We start from the raw sequence: 12,638 nt of genomic DNA on the forward strand, positions 1-12,638 counted from the left end.
TTTAGTTGTAAATTATTCCTTAGACATAGTACATTCGTGTCAACAAGTAAGTTTTACTTAGATGCAACACTAAAAATCGCATTGGCGGTTCTATTTTTTTATTTATGTTGTATATGAGTTTTACAATTGCTTTCATGAATTTAATTTTAAGTATTATAAATAACATTTGAAAACTTATTTTTTTAGAGCTTTATTAATATTTATATTGTGCTAAGTTTTGTTAAATTTAATAGTAATAGAGTGATATATATTGAAAGATAATTACCAAAAATTATATAATTTATTAATAAATAATGATTCGAATTGTTGAATTTAAATAATACATAACTTAAATACAGTAATAAAATATAAGTGAAGGAGTTGAAAGGAAGGGTGAAAAAGCTAATAGAATTATTTATATCTATATTTAAGATTGGTGCATTCACTTTTGGTGGTGGATATGCAATGATTCCATTAATAGAAGAGGAAGTAGTTAAAAATAAGGGATGGTTAAGTAAGGAAGAGTTTGTTGATATATTAGTTGTTGCACAGAGTTTACCAGGCGCATTAGCTGTAAATACGTCTGTATTTTTAGGATATAAAATAAGTGGAATATTTGGAGCAATTACTGCATTATTAGCAGTAGTGTTACCATCATTTTTTATTATATTGTTGATAGCTATGTTTTTTATGCAGTTTAGAAGCAATTATTATGTTAATGCAGCTTTTAAAGGAATAACAGCAGCAGTTCCCATATTAGTGTTAATAGGGGCGGTTAGTCTAGCAAAGGGATTAGAAAAGAATAGTAGAACTGTAATAACAATAATTATATCTTTAGTGGTTTTAATGTTTTTTGATATTCATCCAGTAATAGTAATAATAATATCTGGAGTATATGGGGCTATATTCTTAAGGAAAAAGGTGAACTAATGGAAATATTAATTAAATTATTTTGGGCATTTTTAAAAATAGGAACATTTAGTTTTGGTGGTGGGTATGCAATGCTACCATTCATCCAAAAGGAAGTAGTAGAAAGTAATGGATGGATATCAATGTCTGAGTTTACCGATATAATTGGAATATCACAAATGACACCTGGCCCGGTGGCTATTAATTCGGCAACTTTCGTTGGATATAAGATAGATGGAGTATTAGGAAGTATATTTGCAACTTTAGGTGTAGTCACAACATCTTTCATATTAGTAACAATTATAAGTAAAATATTAAATAAGTTTAAAGAGTCAGAGGTAATTAAAGGGGCTTTACTAGGTATGAGGCCTGTACTAATTGCACTGATAATATATGCATTTATAGATTTGGCAAAAGAAGCATATATAGATTTAAAAAGTATAATAATAACTTTGATAATAGGAGTTATATTATTATCTAAAAAGGTTCATCCCATATTAGTAATAGTTATAGCTGCAGTTTTAGGATTAATTTTTTATTTATAGTTATACTTAAGGAGGATTTTAATTTGATTACAGTTATTAAAAATGTAAATGTATATGCCCCTGAAAAGCTAGGTATAAAAGATATTGTCATAGTAAGTGATAAAATTGAGGGAATATATGATAATGTGAATGTTCCAAATGATTTTGTAAATATAAGTATAATAGATGGAAAAGGAAAGATATTATTTCCAGGTTTTTTAGATTCGCATGTTCATATTATTGGTGGCGGTGGAGAAGGTGGATTTAAGACAAGAACTCCAGAAATATCAGTAATTTCATTAGTTGAAGCAGGAATAACTACGGTAGTTGGTTGTATAGGAACCGATGGAGTATGTAGAAATATGAGAGCCTTAATTGCAAAAGCTAAGGGATTAGAAGAAGAAGGAATAACAACATATTGTTATACAGGCTCTTATGAAATACCGGTAAAAACTATAACTGAAAGTATTAAAGGCGACTTTATGATGGTTGATAAAATTATTGGCGTTGGAGAAGTTGCATTATCAGATCATAGAAGTTCTCAGGCAACATATCAAGATTTTGTAAATGCTGTTGCTCAAGCTAGAGTAGGAGGAATATTATCAGGAAAAGCAGGTATTGTTAATGTTCATTTGGGAGATGGTGCAAGAAGATTAGATTATTTATTTAAAGTAATAGAAGAAACAGAAATTCCACCAACTCAGCTTTTACCAACACATATTAATAGAAGTGATAAGTTATTTGAAGTTGGAATTGAATATGCTAAAAAAGGTGGATTTATTGATTTGACAACAAGCTCAGATCCAAGATATTTAGAACCAGGCGAATTAAGAGCTGGAGAGGGATTAGCTCTTTTATTAAAGAATGGAGTAGATATAAAGCATATAACATTTTCTTCTGATGGAAATGGAAGTATGCCTATATTTGATGATTCAGGTAAGTTAGTTGGGTTAGGAATATGCTCAGTTCAAACTCTTTATAGAGAAGTTAAAGATAGTATAAATGAATATAATGTACCTATAGAAAAGGCTATACAAGTAATTACATCAAACGTGGCAGAAGTTTTAAAGTTAGATAATAAAGGAAGAATTGAATCAGGCAGAGATGCAGATTTAGTAATGGTTGATAAAGAAACATTGGATATTGATACTGTAATTGCAAAAGGAAAAGTATTAGTAAGTAAAGGAGAATCAATAATAAAGCCAACTTTTGAATAAAATTTAAGGGTCACCATGATGGTAACCCTTTTTTTATGCTACAAAGTGAAAAATAAGTGTTGTCCTATACTAATTACATTATGTTTTTCTACACTTTGCATCCAGGAACAAGTAGCTATATCAGGATTATAGAAAAATACAGCATCTCCTGTAGGATCATTTCCACTTAATGCATCATAAACAGCATCAAAACATTCTTGAGTTGGTTCAACGTTAATTTGACCATCAACAATGCAAGAAAAAGCTCTAGGTTGATATATAACACCTTCAATTGTGTTAGGAAATCCACTGTTAAGAGCTCTGTTTAATATTACTGATGCAACAGCAACTTTACCCTCATAGGGCTCACCTTTACTTTCAGCATATACTACTTGAGACATTAAATAAATATCTGATTGTGTTAAATAAAGCATTTGATTATTTTCTTTAAAAACTTCTACGTAATCTTCATCAGATAAATTTATATAGTTATTTGTGTTACTTTCTAAATTTGCTAAATTGTTCTCTAATATTGTACTTGCGCTTACTTCAACATATGAATTATATAAGCTTAAGTCAAGTGCTGAAAGGGATAGTGTTAGTATAATACAAAATAAGAATTTTCCAAATTTCATAATAAACCTCCTTTTGGAATAACCCAATCGAGATTTATTTTACCCAAAAAATTTTAAATAATACAAAACATTATCAAAAAGAGTTTAATAATGATTCAAAGGAAGTTTTTACATCTTCATATTTAGAAAATGCATTTTCATAATATTTATCTATATTTTTTTTATTATCTTCATATGATGAAGATGATTTTTCATAAATAACTGCAACTTTAAGGGCATTTAAATAAGTAGAATATAATGAAAATGTATTATTTACAGAGTTGTAATAAGAAATACAACCTTCTGGTATAGAAGAATAATTAAAATCATTTTTTATTACGGTTAAAGTATCTTCCTTTTTCTTTATATCATCAAGTATTACATCTAATGAGCGATTATCTTTTCTTATTAATTTTATTGCAGGTTCTAAGTCTTCTAATAAATCAGAAAAACTATTAGTACATTTAGTAAGTTTTTCAATATAGGCATTATATTGATTAGTTTTTATAGAGTCTTGTTTATTCAATTTATCAATTGTATTTAAATAACCAATTAAGTTATCAAAAAAAGTTTCACTATCTTCTGGTAACTCTAAAGAAAATCCATAAGGAGATAATTCAGCATAGCTACTATTACAAGCTTCTTTTAATACTAAAATTTGTGAAGTAGTTTCAGGAGCTGTTAAATTACTTGTATATGATAAAACTTCAAGACAGTATTTATAAAGATTCTCTGTATTTTCTATACAGGATGTAAGCTTTGGAATTATTTCAGGAGTTTCATTATTAGCTACAACTGTTGAAGCGACCTTTTCTTTTAATGCACTTAATTTACTTAAATCATCACTCAATATGCTTGAAGCTGATTTAGTATTTACTGTTACTCCACTAATACAGTCTTTTAAAGTAGAGTTAATGGAAGAAAGTTCAGTAACATAAGGTTCAAATTCTTTTGATGAAGTGTCTGTAATAATTAATCCATTATTACTTAAGGTTTGAATAGCATTATTATTTTTATATAATAATATCATCATAGTAGATGTTACAATTACACCTATGCTTAAAGTAATTAAGAATATTTTATTATCAGATAATGTTTTTTTTATATTTTCCAAAAAAAATTCACATCCTTTAAGTATAATTACAATTTAAATATTATGAAGAAGTCATTTTATATAATTTATATTAAGAAAAAAAGAAATTATACTTAAATGAAATATTAAAAATAAAATAATAATATTTTAACAATTATTATTATAGTGTATAATTTAATTAGTAAATTTATGGTGGTGGATTAGATGCAAAACTTTATTACAATCGTAATGAATTCACTAAAGAGTATGTCAGTTACTGCTGTTATTGATATTTTAGTAGTAGCATTTATATTTTATAAAGGATATATGTTAATTAAAGAAACAAGAGCTGAGCAGCTATTGAAGGGAATAGCATTTATTATTATATTGATACCAATTAGTTCTATTTTAAATTTGAGCATGCTATATTTTATACTAAGCAAAACTTTAACAATTGGAATAATATCTGTTGTAATAATATTTCAACCTGAAATTAGAAGAGCTTTAGAGCATTTAGGTAGAAGTGCTTTTGAAGATAAGCATGGACTTGTTGATAAAGAACAGAGAAATATATATGTAAATGAAATTGTTAATGCTGTATCTAATTTAGCAGAGACAAAAACAGGAGCATTAATAGCAATTGAACAAGGAACAGGGTTAGGAGAGATTATTTCTTCAGGAACCATTATTGATGCAAAAATTACTGCAAATTTATTAGAAAATATATTTGTAGTCAATACTCCACTTCATGATGGAGCTACAATAATAGGTAAAGATAGAATAGTAGCTTCTGGATGTGTTTTACCGTTGACTAATAATCAAGAGATAAATAAAAAATTAGGAACCAGACATAGGGCAGGAATAGGACTTTCAGAAATATCTGATGCTTTAGTTATTATAGTATCAGAGGAAACAGGAACTATTTCTTTAGCTATAAATGGACGTTTAACAAGAAGTTATGATAAAGATAGATTGAGAAGTATCTTACTAAAGATAATGGATCATAGAGAAGAGAAAAATGTTAAAACTGCTGGCAAGAAGGTGAAAACATGGATAACTGGAATAATAAACAGAAAGTAATAGTTCAATTAGTATGTATTTTGCTATCTTTAGGCTTATGGATTTACGTAACTAACATTGAAAATCCAATAAAGTCTTATGAATTAAATAATGTGCCAGTAGAAATATTAAATTCAGATAGTTTAAAAGATACAGGATTAGCGTTAGCTCCAAATCAAAATTTTTATGTGAAGTTAAAAGTTGAAGGTAACACTCAGGATTTATTTAGTATTGATAAAAGTGATTTTAAGATAACAGTGGACTTAAGTGAATTTGTACTTAAAAAAGGTGAAAATAAGATTGCTGTAAATATTAAAGAAGCTCCAAGTACAGTAAAGATTAAAAATAGTAGTGGGCTAACAATTACAGTTAATACTGAGGAGTATTCTACAAAAGAAGTACCTGTAAAATCAGAGATTAACGTTATATCAAAATCTAGTTATTATGTTGCAACTCCAGTATTTAGTCCAGAAACTGTAGTAGTATCAGGACCAGAATCTTTAGTTAATAAAGTTACTAAAGTAATTGCTGAAGGTGAAGAAAGTAATGCAGTAAAGACAATTGTGAAAGACTACATTATATCAGCGGTAGATGACAATGGTAATGAGGTTACAGGGGTTCAATTATCACAAAAATGGGTTGAAGCAACTATTGAAATTAATGAAGGAAAAACAGTTCCTATAAAGATAAATACAACAGGAACATTACCTAATGGCTTAAGACTAAAATCAATATCATCTGATACAACTGAAATTGGAATAACAGGACCAGAAGAGATTTTAAATAATGTAAGTGAAATTGGAACAGAGGTAATTGATTTATCTGGAATAAAGGATTCAACTACTGTAGAGGTTGCATTAGGAATACCAGATGGGATATCAATCCATAATGGCGAAAGCTCTATAAAAGTTAATATATCAATAGACAAGGCCCAAACCAAGGAGTTTACAATTTCATACTCAATTGTAGGAACAACAGCAGAGGGGTTGACTATTATACCAGATTCAGATAAGGTTACAATAACAGTTTCGGGTTATGCTGATGTATTAAATAGTCTAACAGAGGCAAACTTTGCTGCAGAATTAGATGTTTCAGAATATACTGAAGCTGGAGAATACACTAAAGTACCTACTGTAAATTTAGTTGGTGTAGATAATGTTAATATAGATAGCGTAAGTGAAGTGAAATTAACTATATCTAAAGATTCGCAGACTAGTACTAATGATCCTAATACCAGTACAGGAAATACAGAAGAATTAAATCAATAATTTATCATTAAGGTCAATCTAAATATTTGGATTGACCTTAATGACCAATATGAGGTGAATATATGACAATAAGAATAAATAATCTAAGCCTTAGTTTAGATGATGACATAAGTTTATTAAAGAAAAAAGTAAGTAAAAAATTAAGAATTTCAGAAAAAGAAATTGAAGATTTAAGAATAGTAAGAGAAAGTATTGATGCTAGAAAAAAAGATAATATTAAACTTACATATGCAGTTGAAATTAATCATAAGGATGAAGAAAAATTAGTTAATAGACTTCATGATAATGATGTTAGGGTTGATGTATCTAAGTATGAGCCAGATGTTGAACCAGGAAGTGAAAAGCTTAATAATAGACCAGTAGTAGTTGGACTTGGACCAGCAGGATTATTTTCAGCATTAATGTTAGCTCAAAAAGGTTATAAACCATTGGTGATAGAACGTGGAGAAGATGTTGATAAAAGAACAGAGACTGTGGATAAGTTTTGGAAAACTGGCGAACTTAATTTAGAATCAAATGTTCAATTTGGTGAAGGGGGAGCAGGTTCATTTTCAGATGGGAAGCTTACTACTAGAATTAAGGATAAAAAATGTGACTATGTTTTAGCAGAGCTTGTTAAAGCAGGGGCTCCAGCAGAAATAAAATATGAAGCAAAACCACACGTTGGAACAGATATATTAAAAGATGTAGTAAAAAATATAAGAAAACAAATAATTGCTTTAGGTGGAGAAGTTAGATTTTCTTCTAAGCTTGAATATATAAAAAGCAATAACGGAAAAATAAAAAGTATAATTGTAAATGGTGATGAAATACCATGTGATGCACTTGTTTTAGCATTAGGTCATAGTTCAAGAGATACATATGAAATGTTACATAAAATAGGGATATTTATGGAACCAAAGGCATTTGCAATTGGTGTTAGAATTGAGCACCCACAAGAAATGATTAATGTTGGTCAATATGGTAAGATGGCAAGTCATCCAAGATTACATGCAGCAAGTTATAACTTAACTTATCAAAGCAAAGATTTAGGAAGAGGAGTATATTCATTCTGTATGTGTCCAGGTGGAGTAGTAGTAGCGGCTGCTTCAGAAGAGAATAGATTAGTTTCAAATGGTATGAGTTATCATGCAAGAGATAAGGCTAATTCAAATTCTGCATTAGTTGTAACTGTTGGACCAGAAGATTTTGAAGGAACTTCAGTGTTAAGAGGAATGGAATTCCAAAGACATTATGAATCATTAGCTTATAAAGTTGGTGGAGGTGGATACAAAGCTCCAGTTCAATTATTAGGTGATTTTGTTAATGGTAGAAAATCAACTAAATTAGGAGCAGTTATTCCAAGTTATGAACCAGGTTTTGAATTTGCAGATATGAGAGAGTGTTTACCTTCTTATGTTGTTGATGGAATTAAAGAAGGTGTAAATAATTTTGATAGAAAAATTAAGGGATATGGTAGAGAAGATGCTGTCTTAACTGGTATTGAAACAAGAACTTCAGCTCCAGTTAAAATAACTAGAAATGAAAGATTAGAAAGTATTTCTCTAAGCGGCTTATACCCATGTGGAGAAGGCGCAGGCTTCGCCGGAGGAATCGTATCTGCAGCAGTAGATGGAATCAAAGTTGCAGAGAGAATTATAGAAAAATATAGTGCAATACAGTAGTATTAAAAGCAAGATATTTTAAAAGTTAATGTTTGTGCTTCAAATGGAAATAGTATGATTTTAGATGTAAGTAGATTTTATTAAGCGATATTAAATGAATACTGCCTCTAAAAACAAATTGGAGTATTTACATTAAGATAGGAAAAAAGAAAAAAAGTAGATGTGTGATTGGAAGGAATATTATAATTGAGTTTTAGAATTTACTCCAATAAGGATATAAATTCTTAACGAAATTATACTAATTCCTGAAAAAATACATCTGCTTTTTTTCGCACTCCCATGGTTAAAAATTTAACATGAAATTTTCTGAAAATTTAGGTTTTTATGAAAAAGTTTGATAAAATAGAATATAAGGTAAATATTTCATTTAATTTAAAAAAATACAAAAACTTACTAAATAGGGTTATTGGGAAATGAAAATATAGGAGAGGTGTAACATGAGTAAAAGTTTTGATGATTTATTAACTAAGTTAAAGGTTGCAAAAACAAAGAAATTATCAGTAGCAGTGGCACAAGATGAGCCTGTTTTAGAAGCTGTTAAAGCTGCAAAAGATAGAGGAATTGCAGAAGCAATTTTAGTAGGGGATAAAGATAAGATTGAAGAAGTTGCTGCAAAAATTGATATGGATTTAACTGCTTTTGAAATAGTTCATGAAGCTGATGTAAAAAAAGCTACATTAAAAGCAATTGAATTAGTATCAAGTGGTACAGCGGATATGGTTATGAAGGGACTAGTTGATACAGCTACTTTTTTAAGAAGTGTATTAAATAAAGAAGTTGGACTTAGAACAGGAAAGTTAATGTCACATGTATCTGTATTTGAAGTTGAAGGAATTGATAGATTAATTTTATTAACAGATGCTGCATTTAATACTTATCCAGATTTAAAGCAAAAGGTTCAAATTATAAATAATTCAGTAATGGTAGCAAAAGCTTGTGGAATAGAAAATTCAAAGGTTGCTCCAGTTTGCGCAGTAGAAGTTGTAAATCCAGATATGCCAGCAACTATAGATGCAGCATTATTATCTAAGATGAGTGATAGAGGACAAATTAAAGGGTGTATAGTTGATGGACCTTTAGCTTTAGATAATGCTTTATCTGAAGAAGCAGCACATCATAAAGGGGTAACAGGACCAGTAGCGGGAAAGGCAGATATATTAGTACTTCCTAATATAGATGTTGCAAATGTTATGTATAAGTCTTTAACTTATACAGCGCAAACTAAAAATGGTGGTATATTAGTAGGAACATCAGCTCCAGTTATTTTAACTTCAAGAGCAGATAGCTTTGAAACAAAGGTAAATTCTATTGCATTAGCTGCATTAGTATCAGAGGGTAGAAAGTAATATACTTAGGGGGTATTGAGAATTATGGCATATAAATTATTAATAATTAATCCGGGTTCAACATCAACTAAAATAGGAGTTTATTCAGGTGAAAAGGAAGTTTTAGTTGAAACATTAAGACATTCATCAGATGAAATAGCTAAATATGATACTATTTTTGATCAAAAAGGATTTAGAAAAGAAGTTATAATGAATGTTTTAAAAGAAAATAATATTGATGTAAATTCATTAGATGCAATAGTAGGAAGAGGTGGAATGCTTAGGCCAATTCCAGGAGGTACTTATGAAGTTACTGATAATTTATTAGAAGATTTAAAGGTTGGAGTATCAGGACAACACGCGTCTAATTTAGGTGGAATATTAGCAAATGAGATTGCAAAAGAAGTTGGAATAAGGTCATTTATAGTTGATCCTGTTGTTGTAGATGAATTACAAGATATAGCTAGAATTTCAGGTGTTCCTGAATTACCAAGAAGAAGTATTTTTCATGCATTAAATCAAAAAGCAGTTGCTAAAAGATATGCAAGGGAAAATGGAAAAGGATATGATGATTTAAATCTTGTTATAGTTCATATGGGAGGCGGAGTATCTGTTGCTGCTCATAAGGATGGGTTAGTTATTGATGTAAATAATACTTTAGATGGAGACGGGCCATTTTCACCAGAAAGGGCAGGATCAGTTCCAGTTGGGGATTTAATTAAGTTATGCTTTAGTGGAAAGTATACTCAAGCAGAAGTATATAACAAGATAGTTGGTAAGGGTGGCTATGTTGCATATCTTAATACTAATGATGCTAGAGATGTATTAAAAGCTAGAGAAGAAGGAGATGAATATGCTTCATTAATATTTGATGCATTTATTTATCAAGTTAGCAAAGCTATAGGGGAAATGGCTACTGTTCTTAATGGAAGAGTAGATCAAATCATTTTAACTGGTGGAATAGCGTATTCACCTGTAGTAGTTAATGAAATTAAGAAAAGAGTTGAATGGATCAGTGATATAACTGTTTATCCAGGAGAAGATGAATTATTAGCATTAGCTCAAGGTGCTATTAGAGTGCTTGATGGAGAAGAAGAAGCAAAGATATACTAAAATTAAAATAATATAATCGCCTTTGGAATTAATTCAAATTTTGAATTGATTCTAAAGGCGAAATTTTTTATGTAATACTATTAATTTATATAATTACTATCCGTATAATTAATATAATAACGTTTCGGGGTGATTAAATGTCAAATAATATACAGGGTTTAAGTGATATATATAGTATTTTACAACTTTATGGTATAAATAGTTCTAGTAGTACAAACTCATTAAGTTCAACTAGTTTAAGTAGTTTAACTAATTCAACAAGTAAATCATCACTAAATGATTTAAGCAGTCTTTCAAGCTTAGGATCAGTTTTAGGTACAAGCTCTAATTCAAGCTCTAGTTCAAGTGCATTTAACATAATGCTTACTAGATTACTTAGTGCTATAAGTGAAAAAAACAAGTATGCAAAAACTGAGGCTGAAAAAGTTTCATTAGAGGGGATTCTAAGTACATATAATAGTTCGGTATTAAGTAGTGGAAGCACTAGTATAAATAATTACATTACTGCTGATGTGTCAAATTTAACTGTAGATGAAAGAATAGAAAATGCAGTAGAGTTATATTCAAATCAACATGGAGTAGATTCAAATTTAGTAAAAGCAATAATAAAAGTAGAATCAAATTTTGATCCTAATGTTGTATCTTCAGCAGGAGCAAAAGGACTTATGCAACTTATGCCAGAAAATTGTAAGGCATTAGGTGTAGAAGACCCATTTAATATAGAACAAAATATTGAAGGTGGAGTAAAACATATAAAAGAATACATAGATAGATATGATGGAGATATTGAAATGGCACTAATGGCATATAATGGTGGACCTACTAGGATGATGAACAGAGGTGTTACATCAATAGATGATATTTATAAAATGCCAAAAGAAACCCCAAATTACGTTCCAAAGGTAATGAGTTATTATAGAGGTTTTACAAATGGAAATTAGAAGTATACAACCAAGTAGAAATATTGGAGTTAAAGATAAGACTGTTTCTGCAAGAAGTGATTTTTCAGAGAGTTTTATGAAATCATATAAGTCTGCTACTAAAGAGGAACTAGAAAGTTATATAAAAGACATAAAGAAAAAAGGCAATAAATTAATATTAAGTAAAAGTTATATTGATGTTAAAAATTATAAGTCAACTATTAAAAATTATTTAAAGGCAGTAGTAGATTATACTTATATTTTAAATAAGAATATAGGTTTTTGGGAAAATCAATATTACTCTACAGTAGAAACTATTAATGAGCAATTAGAAAGCTTAACTAATGAGTTATTAAGTGAAGAAAAAGAAAACTTGGATATATCATCAACAATTGATACTATACAAGGATTACTAATAGATATTTATAAATAGATATAAGAAATTAACCTTAAAAGTCGTAAAAGGAAGTGTATAAAATGAATACAATGCTTAAAGAAAATCTATATGAAGTAGAATTTGATGATTTAAATAGAAAAGAAGTAGAAAGTTTTGAAAATAATAATTCTATATTAGGCGCTAAAGTAGATGTAAGTGTTACATTAGGTAAATGTAAGAAGAGCATTAAAGATATATTAGAAATAAAAGAAGGAGATGTTATTTGCCTAGATAAGACTATAGATGAAGATTTAGATATTTATGTTAATGATAAATGTGTTGCTACTGGTGAAAGTATAAAGATAGAAGATAAAATATCAATAAGAATAACAAATTTTAAAAAGTGTGAAGAATAGGAGTCTAACAAGGCTCCTTTTTGATTTATTAACAATAATGTTTATTATTCTAATAAATTTTGTGGAAAGACTAAATATAATTGTGGATAAGCCGATAATTATATTTATAGGTATGATGTAAAAAAGTGAATCTGTTAAGCTGATATGAAAAAATAGCTTGATTTTTCATAGAATTGCTCGCTCTTTGAAAATTATATAAGTTT

The 12,638-nt window shown here is 28.9% G+C and carries 13 protein-coding genes; 11 read left to right on the forward strand and 2 right to left on the reverse strand.

Annotation, left to right across the window (positions count from 1 at the left end; translation table 11 throughout):
- Positions 1–372 precede the first annotated feature (372 nt).
- Genes ABUA17_RS17580 through iadA form a run of 3 tightly spaced genes read left to right on the forward strand, consistent with a single transcriptional unit; the run spans position 373 to position 2,629 of the window.
- Positions 373–909: a chromate transporter gene (locus ABUA17_RS17580; protein ID WP_042402526.1), complete on the forward strand. Its 537-nt coding sequence runs from the start codon at positions 373–375 to the stop codon at positions 907–909.
- Positions 909–1,433, forward strand: a complete 525-nt coding sequence (locus ABUA17_RS17585; protein WP_195951832.1) for a chromate transporter — start codon at positions 909–911, stop codon at positions 1,431–1,433. The genes ABUA17_RS17580 and ABUA17_RS17585 overlap by 1 nt, the downstream gene beginning before the upstream one ends.
- Before the next feature lie 23 nt (positions 1,434–1,456).
- A complete protein-coding gene (iadA, locus tag ABUA17_RS17590; RefSeq protein WP_195951831.1) occupies positions 1,457–2,629 on the forward strand; it encodes a beta-aspartyl-peptidase in 1,173 nt (390 codons plus the stop codon).
- 38 nt (positions 2,630–2,667) lie between these two features.
- Here the strand turns inward: iadA and ABUA17_RS17595 are convergent, their stop codons facing one another.
- Positions 2,668–3,243 carry a cell wall hydrolase gene (locus ABUA17_RS17595; RefSeq protein WP_042402515.1) on the reverse strand — a complete coding sequence of 192 codons (576 nt, stop codon included), beginning with the start codon at positions 3,241–3,243 and terminating at the stop codon, positions 2,668–2,670.
- Between the two features lie 73 nt (positions 3,244–3,316).
- Entirely contained in the window at positions 3,317–4,336 is a 1,020-nt protein-coding gene (locus ABUA17_RS17600; RefSeq protein ID WP_042402511.1) for a hypothetical protein, read from the reverse strand.
- 183 nt (positions 4,337–4,519) lie between these two features.
- Between ABUA17_RS17600 and cdaA the strand changes: the two genes are divergently transcribed.
- The 8 genes from cdaA to ABUA17_RS17640 all read left to right on the forward strand — a co-directional run bounded on the left by cdaA (position 4,520) and on the right by ABUA17_RS17640 (position 12,435).
- Positions 4,520–5,374 (forward strand): diadenylate cyclase CdaA, encoded by an 855-nt coding sequence (gene cdaA / locus ABUA17_RS17605; protein ID WP_195951830.1) that lies wholly within the window; start codon positions 4,520–4,522, stop codon positions 5,372–5,374.
- The gene (locus ABUA17_RS17610; protein ID WP_042402502.1) at positions 5,344–6,621 is read left to right on the forward strand and encodes a CdaR family protein; all 1,278 of its coding nucleotides are present in this window, start codon (positions 5,344–5,346) and stop codon (positions 6,619–6,621) included. Before cdaA ends, ABUA17_RS17610 begins: the two co-directional genes overlap by 31 nt.
- 62 nt (positions 6,622–6,683) lie before the next feature.
- Positions 6,684–8,285, forward strand: a complete 1,602-nt coding sequence (locus ABUA17_RS17615; protein ID WP_195951829.1) for an NAD(P)/FAD-dependent oxidoreductase — start codon at positions 6,684–6,686, stop codon at positions 8,283–8,285.
- Positions 8,286–8,722: 437 nt separating this feature from the next.
- A complete protein-coding gene (gene ptb / locus ABUA17_RS17620; protein ID WP_349818195.1) occupies positions 8,723–9,631 on the forward strand; it encodes a phosphate butyryltransferase in 909 nt (302 codons plus the stop codon).
- Positions 9,632–9,655: 24 nt separating this feature from the next.
- Complete coding sequence (gene buk / locus ABUA17_RS17625; protein WP_042402497.1) at positions 9,656–10,723, forward strand: butyrate kinase; 1,068 nt, start codon at positions 9,656–9,658, stop codon at positions 10,721–10,723.
- 137 nt (positions 10,724–10,860) lie between these two features.
- Positions 10,861–11,664 carry a lytic transglycosylase domain-containing protein gene (locus ABUA17_RS17630; protein ID WP_279325678.1) on the forward strand — a complete coding sequence of 268 codons (804 nt, stop codon included), beginning with the start codon at positions 10,861–10,863 and terminating at the stop codon, positions 11,662–11,664.
- Positions 11,654–12,076: a YaaR family protein gene (locus ABUA17_RS17635; protein WP_055277892.1), complete on the forward strand. Its 423-nt coding sequence runs from the start codon at positions 11,654–11,656 to the stop codon at positions 12,074–12,076. Before ABUA17_RS17630 ends, ABUA17_RS17635 begins: the two co-directional genes overlap by 11 nt.
- Before the next feature lie 44 nt (positions 12,077–12,120).
- Positions 12,121–12,435 (forward strand): FliM/FliN family flagellar motor switch protein, encoded by a 315-nt coding sequence (locus ABUA17_RS17640; protein ID WP_042402492.1) that lies wholly within the window; start codon positions 12,121–12,123, stop codon positions 12,433–12,435.
- Positions 12,436–12,638: the final 203 nt, after the last annotated feature.

Origin of the sequence: Clostridium sp. RTP31139st1_H3_RTP31139_211217 (genome assembly GCF_040227035.1) — a bacterium.
Lineage (GTDB): Bacteria > Bacillota > Clostridia > Clostridiales > Clostridiaceae > Clostridium > Clostridium saudiense.